This window comes from Haloferula rosea (genome assembly GCF_016595525.1).
Lineage (GTDB): Bacteria > Verrucomicrobiota > Verrucomicrobiia > Verrucomicrobiales > Akkermansiaceae > Haloferula > Haloferula rosea.
This window is the reverse complement of sequence record NZ_JAENII010000004.1, coordinates 248,916-269,776: the sequence shown is the minus strand read 5'-3', so window position 1 is coordinate 269,776 and position 20,861 is coordinate 248,916. Positions and strand designations below refer to the sequence as shown.

The following is a 20,861-nucleotide window of genomic DNA, read 5'->3' as shown; positions in this document are numbered from 1 at the left end:
TCGTCGCCGCGTGACCGAAAACGGCCCTCTTTCCCGCAAACTCTTCGCCGCCGCCAAGGAAGTCATTCCCGGCGGCGTGAACTCTCCCGTCCGCGCCTTCCGCAATGTCGGCGGCGAGCCTTTCTTTGTCCGCAAGGCCAAGGGCAGCCGCATCGAGGATGTCGATGGCAAGACCTACATCGACTACATCGGCTCCTGGGGGCCGAACATCCTCGGGCATGCCCCGACGGTGGTCACCAACACCATCCACGAAGTCGCCAAGAGCGGCGTTTCCTTCGGCATCCCGAATCCCTTCGAGGTCGAGATGGCCCGCAAGGTCACCGACTGGGTGCCCTCGGTGCAAAAGGTCCGCATGTGCAACTCCGGCACCGAGGCCACCATGTCCGCCATCCGTCTGGCACGCGGCTTCACCAAGCGCGACCTGATCGTCAAGTTCGACGGTTGCTACCATGGTCATAGTGATTCCCTTCTCGTCGCCGCCGGATCCGGGGCACTCACACACGGTGAGCCGGACTCCGCTGGCGTCCCGTCCGACTTCGCACGCAACACCATCGTCCTCCCCTACAACGACCCCGAAGCCCTCGAGGCCGTCTTCAAGGAGAAGGGCGAGCTGATCGCCGCCATCATCGTCGAGTCCTACCCGGCCAACGCCGGCTTCGTCCTGCCCAAGCCCGGCTACCTCGACCTGCTCAAGAGCACCTGCGAGGCTCACGGGTCCTTGTTGATCTTCGATGAAGTCATGACCGGCTTCCGCCTCGGCAAGGCCGGTGTGCAGGGCCTCGAAAACCTCACGCCCGACCTCTCCTGCTTCGGCAAGGTCATCGGCGGCGGCCTGCCGGTCGGCGCCTTTGGCGGGCGCGCCGACGTCATGGACATGCTCGCTCCCGACGGCCCGGTCTATCAGGCCGGCACCTTGTCGGGGAACCCGCTGGCCATGGCCGCCGGGCTCGCCCAGCTGAAACAGCTCGGCGGCACCGACGGCCTGCCCAACGGCTACGACCGGCTCGACGTGCTCGGCGCACATTTCGAAAAAGGCCTGCGCGGCGTGATGGAAGCGCGCGGCATCCCCCACCGCATCAACCGGGTCGGGTCGATGTTCTGCCTCTTCTTCACCGACCGCGAGATCGTCAATGTCGACGACGTCATGAAGCAGGACCTCGAGCTCTTCAAAAAGCTCTTCTGGGGCTGCCTCGACAAAGGGATCTACCTCGCACCGAGCCCGTACGAAACCGGCTTCCTCTCCTTGGCCCACACCGAAGCCGACCTCGACGACACCGTGCAGGTGATCGATGAGGTGCTGAAGGACATCTAGATCGATGCGTACCCTGCTGGTCATCCTTTCCCTCAGCCTGTCGGTCTTCGCTGACACCGGCACGAAGATCGTGGACGCGGCACGGGCACGGGTCGGAGTGACGACGAGCTACGACCCCGCCTACGTCAGCCTGAAGTATCCGGGAGGCGATGTGGAGAACGACCGCGGCGTGTGCACCGACGTGGTGGTTCGCGCTCTGCGCAACGGGCTGTCCCAGGACCTGCAGAAACTGGTCCACGAGGACATGCGCTCGAACTTCGCCAAATTCCCGAAGATCTGGGGGCTGACGAGGACCGACCGCAACATCGACCACCGCCGGGTGCCCAACCTGGGGACCTATTTCAAGCGGCGCGGTCTGTCACTGCCGGTCACCAAGAAGCCCGGCGACTACCTTCCGGGCGACCTCGTCACCTGCACGGTGCCACCCAACCGACCTCACATCATGGTCGTGAGTGACAAGAAGTCGGAGGACGGCACCCCGCTGGTCATCCACAACATCGGCCGCGGGACCCGCGAGGAAGACCGCTTGTTCGACTTCCCCATTACCGGACACTACCGTTGGAAATAGCATGGACCTCGCCCTCATCTCCCACTTCGCGGGTGCCCTGTTCGCGATCATGAACCCCTTGGGGAACCTGCCGGTCTACATCAATGCAGTCGCGGGCGAGCGGCTTGGCGCCCAGCGCTACCTCGCCCTGTTCCTCAGCGTGTTCATTGCGGTGGCCCTGCTCGTCTTCTTTTGGTCGGGAAGCGGGTTGCTTCACTTCTTCGGCGTGTCGCTCCCCGCCTTCCGCATCGCCGGCGGCATCCTTCTCCTGCTGACCGGCATCGGCATGGTGCGTGGGCAGGATGGCAAACGGGTCGAGCAACTGGCGGAAAAGGTCACCGAGGAAAGCGACCTCGAAGCCGCGGAACATCGCTTCCGCAACCTTCTCATCCCCGTGGGAGTCCCGCTCTTCGTCGGCCCCGGATCCATCGGCACGGTCATCCTGTTCGCCGGACAGGCGAGCAACCCGACCGAGCGCCTCGGCATGTCCGCGGTGATCCTTGGCATGTGCCTGCTCACCTTCATCCTCCTGCTCGCGAGCGAGCGGATCGGCAAGCTGCTCGGACCCATGGGACTGGAAATCGCCGCGCGGCTGATGGGCCTGATCCTTGCCGCCATTGGCGTGCAGTTCATGCTCGCCGGGCTCGGCGACGTGACCACCGGTTGGATCGATCCGGCCGCCCTCGACTGAGATTTACGAAAAAGGCCGATCACCCCGAAGGATGACCGGCCTGTGAAAAATCCTGAGGGTTCGACTCAGGCGAGGGACTTCAATTTCTCGGCGAGCTGCTCCTTGGTCACGGCGGCCCCGACGATCTGGTCCTTCACTTCGCCCCCCTTGAAGAAGAGGAGGAGCGGGATGGACTTCACGTTGTACTTCACGGCGAGGTCGCGGGCTTCATCCACGTTCACCTTGCCGACCTTGGCGGCGTCTCCGATTTCCTCGGCGACCTGATCGATGACTGGGCCGATCATCTTGCACGGGCCACACCATTCCGCCCAGAAGTCCACCAGGACAGGGACGTCGGAATCGATCACTTCGCTTTGAAAATTTGCTTCGTTGAGTTGCAGAGCCATGGGCCGACGATGGAGAGCCCGAACCGTTTGTCAAGTGGCAGCCCGCCGGGCCCTTGCGCAATCCGGCGCTCATATCTCGCAAGCGGGCGTTAGTCGCGGGCGGCGGCCCTCTGCGAGATTCCCGCCCTCATGAATGCCACATCCCTGATCCTCCTCGGACTCGCCCTGCCCGCCGTCGCCGCCAACCCACCGGCACAAGACCGGGAAGCCATCCTTGCCATGGCCGGCACCCACAAAGTCACCTTTCGCTTTGAAGAAACCGCCCAGGTCGCCCCGGACTACACACTGAAGAACGGCTTCTATGAGGCCGACGCCACGGAGGTGGTCGAGGTGGTCGAAGACACCCCGACCCGGATCACCCTGCAGCACCTGCTGGTGGTCGGCGGAGAAGACAAGGAACCCACCGTGATCAAGCACTGGGCCCAGATCTGGACCTGGCAGGACACCGAGATCCTCGACTACTGCGGCAGCGATGACATCCACGAGTGGAACAAGGTGACCCTCAAATCAGCGGAGGTGGAAGGCACCTGGAGCCAGTTGGTCACCCAGGTCGACGACACCCCGCGCTACGAGAGCTTCGGCCGCTGGACCCACGATGCCGGCGAGTCCTCATGGCAGAGTGAACCGACCCGACGTCCGCTCCCCCGCCGCGAATACACCAAGCGCGACGACTATGACTACCTGCTCGTCACCAACCGCCACACGCTGACCAATCGCGGCTGGGTCCACTTTCAGGACAACCGGAAGGTGGTCGATCGCGACGGCGAACCTCGCACCGTGCTGTGCTTTGAGACCGGCTTGAACCGCTACGTCCGCGAGGAAGACCCGAAGGCCGAGCTCGCCCGATCATGGTGGAACGAACACGGCGAGTTCTGGGGTGAAGTCCGCGAGTTCTGGGAAACCTCCGGCGAACAGGCACCGCAGTCATTCGCCTACACGACGAGCAAGAACGGCGAGTCCCTCTCAAAATTGCTGAAACGCATGCAAGAGAAGCCCCCTGCCCCGGAGGAAATCAGTGCCGCCCTCCAGCCCTACGTCATCAGCAAGTAACACCCGACCTCCCGACATCATGATCCGAAGCACCGTGGCATTGATCGCCACCGCCACCCTGAGTCACGCCGCCATCACCGTCAGCCTTCCGGGAAACCAGGAGAGCTCCGGCTGGGACCAGCTGAACAACACCAACACCTACTGGGCCGACAACGGCTACACCACCAGCTACCCCGGAGCCACCCCGTGGCCAGGATCCATCGCCGCAAACATGACCGGCTCGATCGGCAGCGCGACCTTCGCCAAGCTCTCGGGCAACGGCTACTTCGCCGGCTCCTCGATCTACGACGGAGGCGGCGCGGGCACCTACTCGCTGTCGGACGCCTCCCCCCTCGCCGGTCTGGCCACCGTTGTTTTCCAGTTGGACGTCGGGACCCCTGTCGGCGTCACACCCGTGCTGAACTTCAATGGAGGATCCCAAGCACTCGCCGCCGATTTCAGCACGATGGTTGCAGGGGGTTACTCCACCATCAACTTCACCACCGGACAGTCATTTCCCACCTCGAATTATGCGTGGCAATGGGACCTTACCGGCCTGGCAGTGAGTTCCTACGAAATCGTGTGGGGCAGCAACACCAACAACCACCTGACCCAGTACGAAGTCAACCTGACCACCGGAGACAGCTTTGCCCAGGTCGTGCCCGAGCCCTCGGTCGCCCTGCTCTCCCTCGCCGGTCTGTTCCTTAGCTTCCGTCGGCGCAGGAACTGACCATCCCGATTCGGAACCATGCGACTTCCATGTCTCGTCAGTGCCGCTGCCTCCTCCCTGGCAGCAGCCGCACCCCAGACCATCCCCGAGCCCTCGGCCGACCGCTGGATGTATCCATCCAACGGTACGCCGGGAACCCGGGCCCAGGCCTCGACCTTCAGTGCCCTGCCCTCCTCGGGCGGCGTGGAGGACCGCTGGGGGTTCTTCCTCATTCAGTTCGACACCTCCTCGACCATTCCCGCTGGCCTGTCACCGGAGAGCTACCGGATCCGGTCGATCACCCTGACCGCCACCATCGGTCAGGACGAAACCTTCGACTACGACCCGACCCCTGATCCACTCACTAGCTACGGCACTCCCAGTAGTATTGCATCGACACCGGATGCCGACATCGGACGCCCCGTCGAACTCCACGGTGCGGGATTCCGCAATGGCTTCGCTGCCGGCACCTTTCTCGAGACCAGTCCCTACGGGGTGCCCGAGCGGAATGCCTACCCCCTCGGATTCTCCGGCGACGGCACCCCACGCGACGTCAGCTGGAATGTCACCGATGGCTTCGAGCCCACGCCTTGGGCCACCGGCACCACCTCCGACGTGGAGCCCGGCGATCTGGTGCCCATCGATACGGTCTTCGATTTCCAGATCGACACCTCCCTCCCCGGCGTCACGCCCTACCTCCAGCAAGCGCTGTCCGAGGGTGCGCTGTGGTTGACGATCTCCTCGCTCCACCCGGCCATTCAGGAAGGCGGTGAATTGGCCGCCTGGTTGACCCGGGACGACGCCCTGCACCAGATCTTCGGCGGCTACGCGCCAAGCCTCACCCTCGAAGTCGATCTGCGGGTGCCGCTCACCCTGAGCCGCAGCGGCACCACCAACCACCTCACCTGGCCGACCTTCGACGGCTTCGATGCCGAACTCCAGGCAAGCCCCGACCTCGACTCGTGGACACCGATTCCACACGGCGATGGTTCCGCGACGGAAACCACCGCCGCATCCAAACGCTTCTACCGCATCCAGATTCTCCCATCCACTCCATGAAACACTCACTCAAGGGCTTCACCCTCGTCGAACTCATGATCGTCATCGTGCTGGTGATCACCCTGAGCTCCCTCGGCTTCGCCGGCTACACCAAGGTCATGGACAAGGCGCGCATGACGACCGAGCTGAACGCCGCTCGGAATCTCGCCACCGCCTACCTCACCCATGCTTCGGACCATTCCGGTCGCCTCATGCCCGGATACCGGAGTGACCCGGAGGCGACCAACCTCGACGGGGAAATCCTCCACCACCCCATCAACGCGAGGTACCCCTGGCGCCTCACACCCTACATGCCGCAGCCCGAAGGCATCCTGCTCTGCAATGGGCACGAGCGATTCCTCGAAGCCGACAACAGCGACTACCTCGTCAGCGTTCGCCCGAATCTCGGCATCAACGCCGTTTACGTGGGGGGTCACTACGGATCGGGTTCACCCCTGCGCCCATCCCCCAGACTCGAAGCCGCCCTTGGGAAATACTATGTTTCACGTATATCCCAGGCCGTCGAGCCAGCCAAGCTGGTCGTGTTCGCTTCCGCGCGCCATGGCGGGGGAGACGACGGAGTCGGAAACTTCGAGGTGCGCGCACCCAACACCCTGGCACCCGATTGGTCATCGGCCGGGTTCGACCCCAAGCTGGCGGCATCCGACCACGGATTCGTCGACTTCCGATGGGACGGCAAGGCGGTGGTCGCCATGCTGGGGGGCAACGTCGAGCTGCTCGATGAGGAAGAACTCCGGGACATGCGACGCTGGTCCAACCAGGCGGCCCGGGCGAACGACCCGGACTTCGTCGTCAGCGTGGACCGCTGAAGCGTCAATCCCCACCCGGACGCGGATCGCCCCGCCACTCGCGCGGGCTCTTCCCGGTCACCTCGCGGAAGGCCTTGGCGAAGTGGCTCAGGCTCTGATAGCCGACTTCCAAAGCAGCATCGGTCACGCTCTCCCCCGCCCTCAGGCGGTCGCAGGCATGCGAGATCCGGAGGCGACGCTGATGCTCGCGCAAGGTCATCCCGGTTTCCTTCTTCACCAGCCGACTGAGGTGGGTGGGTGACACGCCGCACTGCTTGCCCAGGGCCTTCAGATCGAGGCTCTGATCGAGCTGCTGGCGGAGCACGAGAAGCGCCCGCTCCACCCCCTTCGCCCGCCCGACGCGCTGGCAGAAGCCGGCTCCCGGATCCCAGCGCTGGCGCCGGAATAGACGGAGCGCCGCCCATTCAAGGACGCGCGATTCGACCAGCAAGGGCCCCCCTTCGTCGTCGGGCTTCAGGATGCTGAGACGATCCGCCAGATTCTTCTCCGGCCCCGTCATCAGACCTGCGAAGGCCATCCTACCACCGCCGGTCAACCAGCTGGCGAAATCCGGGTGGATGCGTGAGATCCCATCTCCGATGCGACGGGCCAGCCAAGCCCTCGAAATGACAACCACTTCCACCTCGTGTTCTCCCGGGAGGCGCGTCCAGCGCCAGCGCTCGGACTGGTCCTCGCCAAAGATCGCATACATGCCCGGGCGTAGGAACATCCGGTCCTCCTTCCCCCAGATGATCCCCTCCCCACTACGATTGAGCCACAGCCACACCTCCCCATCCACCCGGGCCTGCCACTGGCTCGCTCCCTTCGTCACCCGCCCGCGCATCCGCCAGCAGTCCAGTCCTCCCATGCCCATCCATCGCTCCCAAATCATGTCGCTGCCGCTCTTTATTGCGACAGCATCTCATTTGCAACTGGTGATTCGTCGGATGATGGGATGTCCGGGCAAAAAAAGAGCGCCCGACCCTGAGAGGGATCGGACGCTGAGAGATCAATCGGGTCGATTTACTCGCTTTCTTCAGCGGGCTCCTCATCCACGGGTTCATCCGCGGCTGGGGCTTCGACGGGTGCCGGGGCTCCGGCATCTTCCATGCCGGTCGGGACCGTGCTGGTCTTGAAGGCAAGGAACGCAACGGCTCCAGCGAGCAGAAGGGTAATGATAGGTGCAACCATGATGAAATTCAGTTGGATGGTTTAGAACAAGCGGCCCCAATCGGCGTCGCGCGGCGCACCTTGATCATCCTTGGTGAGCCAGACGTTGGCGGTCATGAGCTGGATGGCGATCACCGCAGCAGCGCCGAGGAAGCCGAGCACGGCGAGGGCGCTGACCAATGGGCTGGCGCCGCTTTCGTCTTCTTCCTCGCTCACCGGCATGGTCGCCATTTGCGAAGCCGCAGGCGCTTGGGTGCCGAGTGGCTGAGTCGGAGGATTCAGCTGCACGGTCGCTTTGGGAAGCGCGATGGTCGGACCGGGAGCTGGGGCGCCACCTGGAGCCGGGGCGGTTGGTGCACCGGGCTTTGCAGGAGCGGTCGCCGGAGCATTCAGCTTGATTGTCGGAGCCGGAGCAGGAGCACCGGTCGTGGTGCCCGCAGCGGTCTTGAGAGGAATGGTAGGAGCGGGTGCCGGCGCCTTTGGTGGACCCACCGTCGCTACAGGGGCCGTAGGGGTCGGAGGCTTGGGTGCACTTGGTGCAGCCGGAGCGCTCGGAGTCGGCGGTTTCGGCGGGCCAGCCACGGTTGGCTTCGGCGCGGCAGGAGCCGGAGGAGCGCCTGCAGGCGATGCGGCGGGAGCGTCAGCGGCCTTGAGGGTCACACGGACGGTTTCTTTTTTAAGTGGCACGCTCGAAGTCTGCTTCGAGGGCGGGTTTTCGTTATCGCTCATACTGACAGGAAGAAGGGAGTAGGGATTTTGTGTAGGGAGGAAAAAACACTGGCGCCGGGGGCGTGTCAAACCTCCATCTCACAAGGGAAAAACACGTAATCACAAGGTGCTCACATGCTGACCACGGGAAATTCATGCCTCTCTGACGATTTCGTGAGCCAGTCTGGCGATTTCGCCCGATAGGAGGGGTCGACTCCCCTCGTTCAAAACAACATCTTCTCGCCCGTCACCATGATCAGCCGTCGCCGCTTCCTTGCTACCACCAGCCTCGCCTTTGCCAGCCTCCAGCAGTACTCCCGAGCTGCCGGGACCGACCGGGTGATCTCGCCGCTCGGGCCGCTGAAGCCGGATCCCGCCGGCCTGCTCGACCTGCCGGAAGGATTCACCTACCGCGTGATCTCGCGCGCTGGCCAGACCATGACCGACGGTTTGAAGACCCCGGGCAAACCGGATGGGATGGCTGCATTCGCCGGCAAGGACGGCAAGGTCGTGCTGGTGCGCAACCACGAGCTAGCCCTGGCCATGACCCGCCTCGGTCCCTTCGAGAACAACCTGAAGCTGCCGTCATCGATCGACCCCACACTCAGCCACGACCCGGGCGAGGGCGGTCGTCAGCCCCACCTCGGCGGCACCACCAACCTCGTCTTCGACCCCGCGACCGGCGAGACGGTGGCCGAATTCCTCTCGCTTACCGGCACCGATCGCAACTGCGCGGGCGGGCCGATGCCATGGGGCTCCTGGATCACCTGTGAGGAACCCGCGGATCTGAATACGCCGCGCGGACGCAAGCACGGCTGGTGTTTCGAGGTGGAGGCGACCGAGACGCCCGGATTGCAGAAGGCGGTCGCGCTCAAGGCGCTGGGACGATTCCGCCATGAAGCCGTTGCCCTCGATCCCGCCACCGGGATCCTCTACCTGACCGAAGACCGGACGGACGGCCTGCTCTACCGCTTTGTCCCCGAAACCCCCAGGGACTTCACGCGCGGGCAACTGCAGGCGCTGGCGGTCATCGATCGACCCAGCGCGGACCTGCGCAACTACAACCCGGCGGCCACTTGGCCGAAAGAAGGCGAATCGATGAAGGTGACTTGGATCGATGTCGACAATCCCGAAGCCCCCCTCGACGACCTCCGTTTCCGCGGCTTTGAAGCGGGCGCAGCACGCTTTGCCCGTGGCGAGGGCATCCACTTCAGCGACGAGGGCATCTTCATCTGCTGTACGGATGGCGGTCCGGACCGGCGCGGTCAGTTGTTCCGCCTTCATCCATCCGGGTCTGCCGAAAGCCACGACCGCCTCGAGCTCTTCCTGCAGTCGACCGCAGACGACATCCTGACCAATGGCGACAACCTTTGCCCCGCGCCTTGGGGGGGTGTCGTCGTTTGCGAAGACCTCGTCGACAGCTCGTTCGCAAGCCATACGCACGTGCGCTGCGTCACTCCCGAAGGGAAAATCCACACCCTCGCCCGCAACGCGAAAAACAACTCGGAGTTCGCCGGTTGCTGCTTCTCACCCGACGGCAAGTGGATGTTCGTCAACCTCCAGGGAATGGGCCTGACCTTCGCGATCACCGGCCCGTGGACCTGACCTCATTTTTCTTGGCTCCACCGCGACCGCACCCTACAACCCCGCCGCCATGACCCGCTCGCAAATCGAACTGAGCATCAAGCTCTTCATTGTGCTCCTGATCATCGCCTTCATCGGCTCGTTCACGCACGTGATGCGCATGCTCGGCTGGGCCTGATATTCCTCAGCCCTGCCACGCCCGCTCACGCAGCGTTTCCAGATCCAGGAATTCGACCACCGATGCGTGGGTCGCTTCCAGCACGACGGGCGGCGCACTGCCTGATTTCAGCGCTTCCTTCCAGCGCTCCAGGCACAGACACCAGCGGTCCCCTGCCTTCAGCCCGGGGAATCCATACTCGGGGCGCGGAGTCGACAGGTCGTTGCCCATCATCTTGGTGAACTCGAGGAAGTCCTCGGTCATCACCGCACAAATGGTGTGCATGCCCGGATCCTCCGCCGAGGTGTGGCAGCAGCCGTCGCGGAAATAGCCCGTCTTCGGGTTGCCGGAGCAGGTCTGCAAATCACCGCCGAGTACATTTTTTGCCATACCTGCAACAAAGAGCCAATCGGTCGAGGCGCAAGGGAATCCCGCACCTCACCGGGGAAGGAAGCACGACCCGCTACTTCACCTTCACGCAGACCGCTTCGCCCTTGTTGGTGCGGGCAAAGACAAGGCCATCCGCATAGGCCACCGGAGCCCAGCACTTGCCGTCCTGGAGAATCCTCGCCCGTCCCAGCTCCTGCCAGCCTTTCAGGGAAGGCGTTCCCGCGATCAAATCCCCGGTTTCGGCGAGGATGACCATCTGGTCACCCACCATCAACGAACTGCCTCGGGTTCCCGGCATCTTTTCACGCCAGTGGATCTTGCCACTACCCAGCTCCATCCGGATCAATTCTGCGTCGATGTTCTTGTCACCGAACACCCCCACGATGTCGTCCCCGATCCTCACGCTGTTCTGGAAGATCATGCGCGTGTCCTCTTCCTTGTGAAGCACCTCCGGGCTATCACCCGACACATCGATCACCACGTAGCCCATGCCGTAGCCTGAGGCGAGGAACATCTTGCCGTCATGGAACTGCGGGTTGCTCGCATTGACGTCATAGGACGTCCGCCATGTGAAGTTGAAGAGCGGCTCACCATTGTTGTCCAAATCGTAGGTCACCAACTCGCGCCCGTGGAAGACCGCCACCGCGTGCTTGCCCTGATACTTGAAGAATACCGGCGCCGCGTATCCCGCCTTCGTCTTGCCCTTGCCGAACTTCCAGCTGACCTCACCGGTCGCCTTGTTCAGCACATAGACCGCCGCATCCTTCGCGCAGGGCAGGCAGTAGAGCTCGTCACCCCGGACGATGGGTGCCGCCGCGAAACCCCATGACGGCGCCTTGCCCCCGAAATCCGTCTGGTAGTGCTTGTGCCACTTCACCGAGCCGTCCTTCAGCGAGAGACAGAACAGGTTTCCGGTGCGACTCAGCGTGTAAACCCGGCCCGCATCAATCGTGGGCGTCACACTCGGTCCGCCATCGTAGAACTTCGGGTTGAGTTCTTCCGCGTACTCATACTTCCACTCGAGCTTTCCGCTTCTGGCATCGAAGCACCACACGACGTCCTTGTCGCCCGTGTTGCCCATCACCACCGCCTTGCCCTCCGCGATGGCAAAGCCCGAGCAGCCCTTGCCGATATCCGCCTTCCAGACTTCCTTCGGCGCGAATGACTTACCTAGCGAACCCTCCACCTTGGCCTCCCCACCCGGCCCGAGGTAACGAGGCCAGTCGCCGGCATGCGCCGATGCCACCACTCCAGCTCCAAGCAGGCAAATTAGTGCGGAAATTTTCATGATCCGAGAGACTAGCCCACTCCCTCCTCCGCGCAAGTCCCCCGGTCCACCCCCGTCTCCCGTTCCCTCACGAATCCTCGTGATGACACAACTCGAAAGAATAAACCCCTCCCCTCAAGTATCGCATCGGCTGCGACCCGTCGTGGACCCGTCACATCAAGGGAGTTGACCCCTTGCCGACCCGCTCCAAACTGCCGCATCCATTTTTCTAACCAACCCAACATGCTACAGACCTCCCGACACGCCCTGCTGCTCCTCGGCCTCACTGCCCCGACCCTCCTCGCTCAAGACCTCGAGTCGCTCGATCCCACGATCGTCGATGCCGAGCGGGTGAACGATGATCCCGCCGCCGTCAGCGTGCTTTCCAGGGACTCCCTCGACCTCTTCCAGACCGAATCCTTCGCCGACCTCTCAGGTCTTGTCCCCGGCTTCCACGTCGTCGCCGCCGACTCCCGGGGCTACGGCCAGGTCGTCGCCATGCGTGGTTCGACCAACACCCTCTTCTTCGGCCCGCCCGCACTGGGCATGACCATCGACGACCTCCCGCTCGGCGATGCCTACACCTACCCCTCCGAGATGCTGCAACTCGACGAAGTGCGCGTCCACCGCGGCCCTCACGGACCCTACTTCGGGCGGAATGCACCCGCCGGCATGGTCGAAATGCGCACCCCGGGGTTCAACGACACCTTCCAGAACTCGCTCGAGGCCGAATACGGATCCTACGACCGCTTCGCCCTGCGCGGCGCCTCCTCCGGCCCCATTGGCGAGAACTTCGGCTACAGCGTGCGGCTCTTCCATGACCAGCGGGACGGATTCATCCGCAACCCCCTGCTCGGCACCGAAACCGACGATCGCAGAGCCACCGGCGGATTGTTCAACCTCTACTGGCGCCCTGACGACGACACCGAACTGCGCCTCCGACTCTTTGCCGAGAAAATTGACGACGGCTCGCAGCGCCTGAGTTCGCTCTTCTCTCCCGACCCCTTCACCGTCTTTTCCGACAACCCGGGCGTCACCGACCTCGAGCGCTATCAGCTCTCGCTCCACACCCGCAAGACACTCAACTCAGGCACCTTTGAGAGCATCCACGGCTATCAGTTCTGGGACCTCGATCCCTCCACCGTCGATCTGGATCTCAGCCCCTTCGGACCGGGCAACGGATTCAGCGACGCCCGTTCGGCCATCCAGCAGAAGCAGGACCTCGTCTCCAACGAATTCCGCTTCAGCTCGCCCGACGACTCGAACATCCGCTGGCGCACCGGGCTCTTCCAGATGTGGATCGACAACCGCGGCACCGCCGAGCGCCAGCTCTTCCCCGGCTTCGTCGAAACCACCCGATTCGACATCGAACAGCTCAACCTGGCCGGCTACGGAAACCTCACCTGGCAGGCGACCGATGCCCTCGCCATCGATGCCGGACTGCGCGTCGACTACCACGAATCCGAAATCGACCGGATCCAGCGCGCCCCCTTCCAGACCGACGACATCGTGCGCGGCAGCCGCGATGAATGGTTCGTCTCGCCGGCCCTCGGCGTGACCTACAGCGTCCATCCCGCCGTCGACCTGTTCTATCGCAGCTCCATCGGCAACAAACCCGGCGGATTCTCCGCCTACAGTGACAACCCGCTCATCGCCGAGTTCGACCGTGAGACGAATTGGTCCAACGAAATCGGCCTTGAATACGACTGCCCCGCCTACAACCTGCGCTTCGGCGTCCGCGGATTCTGGGACCAGATCGATGACTACCAGTTCAACCAGGGCGTTCCCCGTTCGACCGACTTCGTCGTGCTGAATGCCGATGAAGTCACCTCACGCGGCGTCGAGATCGACGGCGCATGGGCCCCGGTGGAAGGACTCACCTTCCGCGGTAGCTTCGGCTACGTCGATGCCGAGTTCGACCGCTTCAGCGACCCCTTCACCGGCGCAATCTACGACGGACGCAAGGTCCCCTTCGTTCCCGAATACACCGGCAGCTTCGGAGCACGCTACGACTTCCAGAGCGGATTCTACGTGCAGACCTCCGTCCGGGCCGCCGGCACCACCCGGTTCGATGCGGCCAACAACACCACCTTCACCCAGGATGCCTACGTCACCTGGGATGCCGAAGTCGGATACATTACCGAGCACTTCAGCGTAGCCCTCTACGGCCGCAACCTCCTCGATGAAAACTACTACACCTTCATCAACCCGCAGATCTTCGCCGGCTCACCCGGAGACCCGCAGCAGTTCGGAATCCGCGTCCGCACCATGTTCTGATCCGGCGGGCAACACCCCGCCGCCGACATCGAAGCTACCCACCACCCCGACTTTCCAGTAAGTACCCAGCAGGTCCCTCGAACCCGATCCGCATCTTCCTTCCCATCGTCAGATCCACGTCGGGTGGAGACCCACCCCAGTTCCAACCTCTCACCATGAAACTCACGCCCATCCTTCTCACTCTGTCACTCATCGGCGGTGCCTGCGCCGACGTCACCGGCTGGCTCAACTGGCGCGGCCCCCTTCAAACCGGAGCCTCGCTGGAAAAGAACCTGCCATCCGAACTCAAGCCGGGCGACGAGCTGTGGACCTATGACATCCAGGGTGCCGGCACCCCGACCATTGCCGATGGCCGCCTCTACGCCTTCGGCTTCTACGGGGAAGCCTTCGGCAAAAAGGGAGAGGACGTGCAGGAGGCCCTGATCTGTCTCGACGCCAATACCGGCAAGAAACTGTGGGAAAAACGCTTCTCCGACTACATCTCGGACGTCGTTTACAACCGCTACGGCATCGGCGCTCCCACCGTGGATCCGGAAACCGGAAACGTTTACCTGCAGCTGTCCAACGGCCGCTGCGTCGCCTTCACCCGTGATGGGGAACCCCTGTGGGAACTCTCCCTCATGGAAGACCTCGGCCGACTGACCTTCCCGAACGGACGCTCCGGTGGACCCGCCGTGTTCGAACACCTCGTCATCTTCCACTGCGTCACCGCCAACTGGGGCACCACCGGTCCCGCACAGGACCGCTTCTACGCCTTTGACAAGATCAGCGGAGAACTCGTCTGGTATTCCTCGCCCGGCGTCCGGCCCGTCGACTCCTCCTTCTGCATGCCCGTCTTCGGCAAGCTCGGTGGCCACGACGTCTTCTACGCCGGCACCGGCTGCGGCAATGTCGTCTGTGTCGATGCCCGCACCGGCAAACCGCTGTGGCGCTACCAACTTTCCAACGGCGGCGTGAATTCCCAGATCCTGCTCAACGGCGACCAGCTCATCGCCGTCCACGGCAAGGAGAACCCCGGCCAATCCTCCAAAGGACGCCTCGTCTGCCTGAACCTGCCCAAGGAATACCCGGCCGAACAACTCGTCCTCGATGAGTCCTCCGTCGCATGGAAGAACGACGACCACGTCGCCTTCACCTCCTCCCCCGTCCTCGCCGAGGGTAAGGTCTTCACCACCATCGCCGTGGGCGAACTCCTCTGCGTCGATGCCAAGTCCGGCAAGACCGTCTGGAAAAAGAAACTCGCTCCCGACCAGATCCACGCCTCCCCATCCTACGGAGACGGCAAGCTCTACGTCCCCATGTTCGACGGCGAGTTCTACGTGCTCGATCCCGAAGACGGCGACGCCAAGGAACTGACCAAGGTCAACCTCGGTGAGCCCTGCCTCGGCGCACCCGCCATCTGGGGGGGGAAGATCTTCCTCTTCACCAAGAACAAACTTCACTGCTGGGGCACCACCGATGGCGAGTTCGTCGACGCGCCCGCCGCCCAGGATCCCGCCGAGCCCGGCGAAATCACCCAACTCCAGATCGTCCCCGCCGAGTTCGCACTCACCGCCGGATCATCCCAGGAGTTCACCGTTTACGGGCTCGATGAGTTCGGCCGACGCGTGAAGGAAGTCACCCCCGATCAGTGGGAAGCCTTCATCCCGCCCACCGCCAAGGTGAAGGCCAAGGTCGACGCCACCTTCAAGGGCAACACCCTGACCGCCGGCCCGGATGCCAAGCTCTCCGCCGGCGCCTTCAAGGCCACCGTCGGCGATCTCTCCGCCACCACCCGCGGACGCGTCGTCGCAGGACCGGGATACAAGGCCGACTTCGAGAACGTCGACCTCGTCATGGATTCCCCCGAAGGCGAAAAGGTCAACTTCCCCCCACTCCCATGGCTCGGTGCCCGCATCAAATGGTACACCCTCGAGAAGGATGGCTCCAAAGTCATCGCCAACCGCCTCGACAACGTCCTCTTCCAGCGCACCACCAACTTCTTCGGCAATTCCGACCTCAAGGACTACACCCTGCAGGCCGATGTCATGACCGACGGCAACCGCCGCATCATGTCCACCGTCGGACTGGTCAATCAGCGCTACCTCATCACCCTCGTCGGCAACTCACAGATCCTCGAAGTCTCGTCCAACCACGAGCGCGTCAAGCAGTCGGTGAAGTTCAAGATCAAGCCCAACACCTGGTATACGCTGAAGACCAACGTGAAGCGCAATGACGACGGCACCGGCACCGTGTTCGCCAAAGCCTGGCCGCGCGGCGAAGACGAGCCCGAAGCATGGACGCTCGAGGTGCCCGTCAAGCACTGCCACCCCCACGGAGCCCCGGCCGTTTACGCCTTCTCTCCCCAATCCCAGAAGCGCGTCTACATCGACAACCTCAAACTCGAAGCCGGCAGCTGAGCTCCCGAGCCACAATCGGACCGCGAGCTTCAGCCCCCAAAACCGGACCGCGAGCTTCAGCTCGCCTCAGCCCCCAAAACCGACACTTTCCACCTTCCTCTACCTACCAACCTCGAGACCCATCCCAATGAAACCTCACCTCCTTCTCCTCGCCCTCACCCCCGCCCTGCTCGCCGAAGACTGGCCGATGTGGGGCCGTGATGCCTCCCGGAACATGGTCGGCAACGCCAAGGACCTGCCCACCGAGATTGCCACCGGCGAAATCGATCCCGACACCGAAGAAGTCGACCTCGCCACCGCCAAGAACGTGCTCTGGGCCGCCAAACTCGGCTCCCAGACCTACGGCAACACCACCGTGGCCGACAGCAAGGTTTACGTCGGCACCAACAACGAATCGCCACGCGATCCCAAACAGAAAGGCGACCGCGGCGTCCTCATGGCCTTCGACGAGAAGACCGGCAAGTTCCTGTGGCAACTCCTCATCCCCAAACTTGGGGCCGGCAAGGTCAGCGACTGGGAATATGTCGGCCTCTGCTCGTCACCCTGCGTCGTCGGCAACAAGGCCTACCTCGTCACCAACCGCGGTGAGGTCATCTGCCTCGACACCGCCGGCATGAGCAACGGCAACGACGGCCCGTTCAAGGACGAAGCCAAGTATTCCACCGCCGACCCCGCAGCCCCCTACGAGCCCGGCCCCGAGTCCGCCGACATCCTCTGGATCTACGACATGCGCGAAGAACTCGGTGCCTTCCCCCACAACGTCTCGTCCTGCTCACCCATGGTCGTCGACGGCATCCTCTACACCGCCACCTCCAACGGCGTCGACTGGTCGCACACCAACATCCCCGCCCCGCTCGCGCCCTCACTCGTGGCACTCGATGCCGAAAAGGGCACCCTCCTCGGTGAGGAAATTTCCGGTGTCTCCGAACGCGTGCTCCACGCCTCCTGGTCCTCCCCCGCCTTCGGCAAACTCGGCGACAAGGACAAGATCGTCTGGGGCGGTGGCGACGGCTTTGCCTACGCCTACGATCCCAAGCCCGTCATGGACGAGGAAGAAGAGATCGAAATCCTCAAGGAAACCTGGAGCTACGACGCCAATCCACCCGAATACCGCACGAAGGACGGCGAGCCGATCAAGTACGCCACCTTCCGTGGACCGAGTGAGATCATCGGTACCACCATCGTCGTCGATGGCCACGTCTACATGGGCATCGGCCAAGACCCCGAGCACGGTGACGGAGTCGGCATGGTCAGTTGCCTCGATGCCGAAGGCAAACCCGTGTGGACCTACAAGGACGTCGGGCGCACCATCTCCACCCCGAGCGTCCACGACGGCCTGATGTACATTGCCGAATACGACGGCGACCTCCATTGCCTCGATGCCAAGACCGGCAAGCACCACTGGAAGCACGAAACCTTCTCACGCATCTGGGGTTCCACCCTCGTCGCCGACGGCAAGGTCTTCCTTCCCACCGAAGATGGCGAAGTCCACGTCCTCGCGACCGGCACCGAGAAGAAGGAGCTCGGACTCTACGAATTTGAAGCGCCCATCTACTCCAGCCCCGTCGTCGCCAACGACGTCCTCTACATCGCCACCATGACCCACCTCTACGCGATCAAGAAAAAGTGATTTGGAGTGCGGTGGCAGAGCCCCGCAAGGGCGGCGACACCGCTTTCCGAGGCATCACAAACAGGGGCATCGCTCATCGCAGCCGACACCATCAGTCAGCGTCCGTCGCCATGAAACGATCGATCGACTGGCCCCACGCACCTCCACACCGGCTCGGATCCAACCATCCCTACTTCGTCACCGCCGCCACCCACCGGAAACAGCACTTCTTTCAGTCCTACGAGCGTCTTGATGTCCTTCAGCGGGGTCTCATCAAACTGACTCATGAACATGGCTGGCAACTCTCCGCTTGGGCGGTCTTCTCAAACCACTACCACTTCATCGCGAGCCCCCCTTCCGAACAGGCAGCTTCACTTTCAAACATCATCTCTCGCCTGCACTCGAGGACCGCAGCGTGGATCAACCGATTGGACGAAGCCCCAGGCCGCAAAGTTTGGCACAACTATCACGACACCATCCTGAGCTTCGAGAGATCCTACTTCGCCCGACTCAAGTATGTTCATCACAACGCCGTCCACCATGGGTTGGTGGTCAAACCCGAGGACTACCCATGGTGTTCGGCCTCATGGTTCTCGCGCGAAGCCAAACCATCATTTGTGAGGACCATCGAAAGTTTCAAAACCGATCACTTGAACATCCAAGACAATTTCGACCCCCTCCCGACCGACCTCTAGGAAGCGCAACGCGCTTTGGAGTGCGGCGGCCTGACGCCGCTTTTCGAACCACCCCAGCACCCCGCCTTCTCCACCAACCTCCATCCACTCCAAAACCTCCGCACCATCCCCACTCGTAGCCCCCGCATTCCCAAGCCTCCGCACTCGCAAGCTCGTCCACCAAAGCGGCGTCAGGCCGCCGCACTCCAAAGCCTCCGGCTAACCAAACAAACCATGAAACCCGCCGTTCTTGTTTCCACCATCGTGTTCATCGTCCTCGCCGTCCTCCACCAGGACGTCTGGAACTGGGACAATGCCAACCTCGTCTTCGGATTCCTTCCGGTCGGGCTGGCCTACCATGCCGCCTACTCCATCGTCGCCGCCACCTTCTGGGCCATCGTCATGAAGATCGCCTGGCCGACTCGCCTCGAAGAATGGGCCGACGAATCCAACGACTGACGTCTCGCGCGCCGACACCACCCGGCACGCTCCCGCATTCCGCTCTCCACTTCTCACTTCCCACTCCGCCGCAGGCGGCAAAAGCATGACCAGTCTCATCATCATCGCGCTCTATCTCGGCACCCTGCTGACCTTCGCGCTCGGATCGAAGAAATTCTTCCGCGGCACCAGCGCCGACTACTTCGTGGCCAGCCGCTCCATCGGCCCCTTCATGCTCCTGATGTCGGTCTTCGGCACCACCATGACCGCCTTTGCCCTAGTCGGCTCGACCGGCAAGGCCTTCGAGCTGGGTGTCGGCACCTACGGCCTCATGGCCTCATCGTCCGGGCTCATCCACGCCGCCTGCTTCCTGATCATCGGCATCCGCCTGTGGGCCATCGGCAAGCGCCATGGCTTCGTCACCCAGATTCAATTCTTCCGCGCCCGCTTCGAATCAACGGCATTCGGCTACCTGCTTTTCCCCATCCTCGTCCTGCTGGTCATCCCCTACCTCCTCATCGGCGTCATCGGAGCAAGCAAGACCATGATGGGCCTGACCGGGCCGAAAGGGCCCAAGGCCGGGATGTTTCCCGAGCTCTTTGAAGCCACCAACGGCGCCATCCCGCCGTGGATCACCGGCGCCATCATCTGCCTCGTCGTCCTCGGCTACGTCTTCGCCGGTGGCTCCCGTGCCGCCGCCTGGGCAAACACCTTCCAGACCATTGTTTTCATGATCATGGGCGTCCTCGCCTTCACCCTGATCTCGAACAAGCTCGGCGGACTCGGCCCCGCCATCGAGCAAGCCAAGGCAAGCCACCTCGTCCGCACCCCGAGTGAACACGCCGGCGTCAATCCGGTCACCTTCCTGACCTACATGTTCATCCCCCTGAGCGTCGGGATGTTTCCCCACCTCTTCCAGCACTGGCTCACCGCCCGCAGCGCGAAGTCCTTCAAGCTCACCGTGGTCGCCCACCCGCTGTGCATCATGATCGTCTGGGTCCCCTGCGTGCTCATCGGCGTCTGGGCCTCAGGCGTGCTGCCGGAGTCCGCCACCCCCGGTGCCGTGCTCGCCATCATGGTGGGCAAGCTCATCGGTGATCCCATCATCGTCGGACTCGTCACCGCCGGCATCCTCGCCGCCATCATGTCCTCGCTCGACTCGCAATTCCTCTGCCTTGGTACCATGTTCACCAACGACGTGGTCCTTCATGGCTCGAAGAAACAGCGCACCGACAAGCAGATCCTCTTCATGGCCCGCGCCTTCATCGTCGGCATCGTCACCCTCACCTACATCCTGTCGCTCGTCCTGTTCGAGCAGAACGTCTTCGACCTCGCCGTTTGGTGTTTCTCCGGCTTCGCCGCGCTCACCCCGCTCGTCCTCGCCGCCCTCTACTGGCGACGCGCCACCAAGGCCGGTGCCTACGCCAGCGTAATTGCCACCACCGCCACATGGATCGTCTTTTTCGTCATGTCCGGCTTCGGCGGCGAATTCACCGTCCTCGGCGGCGTGATGCCAGCCGCCATCTGCTGGCTCGCAGGTGCCGTCGCCATGATCGTCGTCTCCCTCGCCACCAAACCACCGGCCGAGGAAACCGTCGCCAAGTTCTTCCCGAACTGATCTCCATTTGCGCGCTCGCGTCTCCGCGCCTCCATTCCCCACATCCGTC

General features: G+C 63.1%; 20 protein-coding genes. 14 read left to right on the top strand and 6 right to left on the bottom strand.

What is annotated here, in order from left to right:
- Positions 1 to 10 precede the first annotated feature (10 nt).
- From hemL to JIN81_RS07290, 3 genes are read left to right on the top strand one after another with little or no spacing between them, the layout of a single operon-like run.
- On the top strand, positions 11 to 1,312 hold the full coding sequence (gene hemL, locus JIN81_RS07300) for a glutamate-1-semialdehyde 2,1-aminomutase (RefSeq protein ID WP_200278111.1): 1,302 nt from the start codon (positions 11 to 13) through the stop codon (positions 1,310 to 1,312).
- Positions 1,313 to 1,316: 4 nt separating this feature from the next.
- A complete protein-coding gene (locus JIN81_RS07295) occupies positions 1,317 to 1,880 on the top strand; it encodes a DUF1287 domain-containing protein (protein WP_200278109.1) in 564 nt (187 codons plus the stop codon).
- Between the two features lies 1 nt (position 1,881).
- A complete protein-coding gene (locus JIN81_RS07290) occupies positions 1,882 to 2,550 on the top strand; it encodes a MarC family protein (RefSeq protein ID WP_200278108.1) in 669 nt (222 codons plus the stop codon).
- Between the two features lie 65 nt (positions 2,551 to 2,615).
- Here JIN81_RS07290 and trxA read toward each other — a convergent pair whose 3' ends face one another.
- Positions 2,616 to 2,936 (bottom strand): thioredoxin, encoded by a 321-nt coding sequence (gene trxA / locus JIN81_RS07285; RefSeq protein WP_200278107.1) that lies wholly within the window; start codon positions 2,934 to 2,936, stop codon positions 2,616 to 2,618.
- Positions 2,937 to 3,065: 129 nt separating this feature from the next.
- Between trxA and JIN81_RS07280 the strand changes: the two genes are divergently transcribed.
- The 4 genes from JIN81_RS07280 to JIN81_RS07265 are packed head-to-tail and all read left to right on the top strand — an operon-like array spanning position 3,066 to position 6,542.
- Entirely contained in the window at positions 3,066 to 3,986 is a 921-nt protein-coding gene (locus JIN81_RS07280; RefSeq protein ID WP_200278106.1) for a DUF6607 family protein, read from the top strand.
- A 19-nt stretch (positions 3,987 to 4,005) separates the two neighbouring features.
- On the top strand, positions 4,006 to 4,695 hold the full coding sequence (locus JIN81_RS07275) for a PEP-CTERM sorting domain-containing protein (protein WP_200278105.1): 690 nt from the start codon (positions 4,006 to 4,008) through the stop codon (positions 4,693 to 4,695).
- An 18-nt stretch (positions 4,696 to 4,713) separates the two neighbouring features.
- Positions 4,714 to 5,733, top strand: a complete 1,020-nt coding sequence (locus JIN81_RS07270; protein WP_200278104.1) for a hypothetical protein — start codon at positions 4,714 to 4,716, stop codon at positions 5,731 to 5,733.
- The gene (locus JIN81_RS07265; protein ID WP_200278103.1) at positions 5,730 to 6,542 is read left to right on the top strand and encodes a type IV pilin protein; all 813 of its coding nucleotides are present in this window, start codon (positions 5,730 to 5,732) and stop codon (positions 6,540 to 6,542) included. The genes JIN81_RS07270 and JIN81_RS07265 overlap by 4 nt, the downstream gene beginning before the upstream one ends.
- Before the next feature lie 4 nt (positions 6,543 to 6,546).
- Here JIN81_RS07265 and JIN81_RS07260 read toward each other — a convergent pair whose 3' ends face one another.
- The 3 genes from JIN81_RS07260 to JIN81_RS07250 all read right to left on the bottom strand — a co-directional run bounded on the left by JIN81_RS07260 (position 6,547) and on the right by JIN81_RS07250 (position 8,420).
- Positions 6,547 to 7,413 carry a helix-turn-helix domain-containing protein gene (locus JIN81_RS07260; RefSeq protein WP_200278101.1) on the bottom strand — a complete coding sequence of 289 codons (867 nt, stop codon included), beginning with the start codon at positions 7,411 to 7,413 and terminating at the stop codon, positions 6,547 to 6,549.
- 131 nt (positions 7,414 to 7,544) lie between these two features.
- The gene (locus tag JIN81_RS07255) at positions 7,545 to 7,712 is read right to left on the bottom strand and encodes a hypothetical protein (RefSeq protein WP_200278099.1); all 168 of its coding nucleotides are present in this window, start codon (positions 7,710 to 7,712) and stop codon (positions 7,545 to 7,547) included.
- Positions 7,713 to 7,733: 21 nt separating this feature from the next.
- Positions 7,734 to 8,420 carry a hypothetical protein gene (locus tag JIN81_RS07250; protein WP_234044586.1) on the bottom strand — a complete coding sequence of 229 codons (687 nt, stop codon included), beginning with the start codon at positions 8,418 to 8,420 and terminating at the stop codon, positions 7,734 to 7,736.
- A gap of 231 nt (positions 8,421 to 8,651) precedes the next feature.
- Here JIN81_RS07250 and JIN81_RS07245 point away from each other — a divergent pair, with 231 nt between their 5' ends.
- Entirely contained in the window at positions 8,652 to 10,004 is a 1,353-nt protein-coding gene (locus tag JIN81_RS07245) for an alkaline phosphatase PhoX (RefSeq protein WP_200278096.1), read from the top strand.
- 163 nt (positions 10,005 to 10,167) lie between these two features.
- On the opposite strand, the gene JIN81_RS07240 is transcribed toward JIN81_RS07245, so the two are convergent.
- Positions 10,168 to 10,530, bottom strand: a complete 363-nt coding sequence (locus tag JIN81_RS07240; protein ID WP_200278094.1) for a DUF2237 family protein — start codon at positions 10,528 to 10,530, stop codon at positions 10,168 to 10,170.
- Between the two features lie 73 nt (positions 10,531 to 10,603).
- Complete coding sequence (locus tag JIN81_RS07235; RefSeq protein WP_200278093.1) at positions 10,604 to 11,818, bottom strand: outer membrane protein assembly factor BamB family protein; 1,215 nt, start codon at positions 11,816 to 11,818, stop codon at positions 10,604 to 10,606.
- A 222-nt stretch (positions 11,819 to 12,040) separates the two neighbouring features.
- On the opposite strand from JIN81_RS07235, the gene JIN81_RS07230 reads away from it, so the two are divergent.
- The 6 genes from JIN81_RS07230 to JIN81_RS07205 all read left to right on the top strand — a co-directional run bounded on the left by JIN81_RS07230 (position 12,041) and on the right by JIN81_RS07205 (position 20,812).
- Complete coding sequence (locus JIN81_RS07230) at positions 12,041 to 14,074, top strand: TonB-dependent receptor (protein ID WP_200278091.1); 2,034 nt, start codon at positions 12,041 to 12,043, stop codon at positions 14,072 to 14,074.
- 155 nt (positions 14,075 to 14,229) lie between these two features.
- On the top strand, positions 14,230 to 16,473 hold the full coding sequence (locus tag JIN81_RS07225) for an outer membrane protein assembly factor BamB family protein (RefSeq protein ID WP_200278089.1): 2,244 nt from the start codon (positions 14,230 to 14,232) through the stop codon (positions 16,471 to 16,473).
- A 127-nt stretch (positions 16,474 to 16,600) separates the two neighbouring features.
- Complete coding sequence (locus JIN81_RS07220; protein WP_200278087.1) at positions 16,601 to 18,103, top strand: outer membrane protein assembly factor BamB family protein; 1,503 nt, start codon at positions 16,601 to 16,603, stop codon at positions 18,101 to 18,103.
- Positions 18,104 to 18,213: 110 nt separating this feature from the next.
- The gene (locus tag JIN81_RS07215; RefSeq protein ID WP_200278085.1) at positions 18,214 to 18,777 is read left to right on the top strand and encodes an REP-associated tyrosine transposase; all 564 of its coding nucleotides are present in this window, start codon (positions 18,214 to 18,216) and stop codon (positions 18,775 to 18,777) included.
- A 213-nt stretch (positions 18,778 to 18,990) separates the two neighbouring features.
- Positions 18,991 to 19,215, top strand: coding sequence for a DUF3311 domain-containing protein (locus JIN81_RS07210; RefSeq protein ID WP_200278083.1), 225 nt, complete (start codon positions 18,991 to 18,993; stop codon positions 19,213 to 19,215).
- Between the two features lie 85 nt (positions 19,216 to 19,300).
- Entirely contained in the window at positions 19,301 to 20,812 is a 1,512-nt protein-coding gene (locus JIN81_RS07205) for a sodium:solute symporter family protein (RefSeq protein ID WP_200278081.1), read from the top strand.
- Positions 20,813 to 20,861 lie beyond the last annotated feature (49 nt).

Coding starts and splice junctions, on each gene's coding strand:
- JIN81_RS07290 (WP_200278108.1), top strand. CDS start 1,882: ATGGACCTCGCCCTCATCTCCCACTTCGCGGGTGCCCTGTTCGCGATC.
- JIN81_RS07250 (WP_234044586.1), bottom strand. CDS start 8,420: ATGAGCGATAACGAAAACCCGCCCTCGAAGCAGACTTCGAGCGTGCCA.
- JIN81_RS07270 (WP_200278104.1), top strand. CDS start 4,714: ATGCGACTTCCATGTCTCGTCAGTGCCGCTGCCTCCTCCCTGGCAGCA.
- JIN81_RS07245 (WP_200278096.1), top strand. CDS start 8,652: ATGATCAGCCGTCGCCGCTTCCTTGCTACCACCAGCCTCGCCTTTGCC.
- JIN81_RS07210 (WP_200278083.1), top strand. CDS start 18,991: ATGAAACCCGCCGTTCTTGTTTCCACCATCGTGTTCATCGTCCTCGCC.
- JIN81_RS07240 (WP_200278094.1), bottom strand. CDS start 10,530: ATGGCAAAAAATGTACTCGGCGGTGATTTGCAGACCTGCTCCGGCAAC.
- JIN81_RS07265 (WP_200278103.1), top strand. CDS start 5,730: ATGAAACACTCACTCAAGGGCTTCACCCTCGTCGAACTCATGATCGTC.
- JIN81_RS07275 (WP_200278105.1), top strand. CDS start 4,006: ATGATCCGAAGCACCGTGGCATTGATCGCCACCGCCACCCTGAGTCAC.
- JIN81_RS07235 (WP_200278093.1), bottom strand. CDS start 11,818: ATGAAAATTTCCGCACTAATTTGCCTGCTTGGAGCTGGAGTGGTGGCA.
- JIN81_RS07215 (WP_200278085.1), top strand. CDS start 18,214: ATGAAACGATCGATCGACTGGCCCCACGCACCTCCACACCGGCTCGGA.
- trxA (WP_200278107.1), bottom strand. CDS start 2,936: ATGGCTCTGCAACTCAACGAAGCAAATTTTCAAAGCGAAGTGATCGAT.
- JIN81_RS07280 (WP_200278106.1), top strand. CDS start 3,066: ATGAATGCCACATCCCTGATCCTCCTCGGACTCGCCCTGCCCGCCGTC.
- JIN81_RS07295 (WP_200278109.1), top strand. CDS start 1,317: ATGCGTACCCTGCTGGTCATCCTTTCCCTCAGCCTGTCGGTCTTCGCT.
- JIN81_RS07230 (WP_200278091.1), top strand. CDS start 12,041: ATGCTACAGACCTCCCGACACGCCCTGCTGCTCCTCGGCCTCACTGCC.
- JIN81_RS07225 (WP_200278089.1), top strand. CDS start 14,230: ATGAAACTCACGCCCATCCTTCTCACTCTGTCACTCATCGGCGGTGCC.
- JIN81_RS07205 (WP_200278081.1), top strand. CDS start 19,301: ATGACCAGTCTCATCATCATCGCGCTCTATCTCGGCACCCTGCTGACC.
- JIN81_RS07220 (WP_200278087.1), top strand. CDS start 16,601: ATGAAACCTCACCTCCTTCTCCTCGCCCTCACCCCCGCCCTGCTCGCC.
- JIN81_RS07255 (WP_200278099.1), bottom strand. CDS start 7,712: ATGGTTGCACCTATCATTACCCTTCTGCTCGCTGGAGCCGTTGCGTTC.
- JIN81_RS07260 (WP_200278101.1), bottom strand. CDS start 7,413: ATGATTTGGGAGCGATGGATGGGCATGGGAGGACTGGACTGCTGGCGG.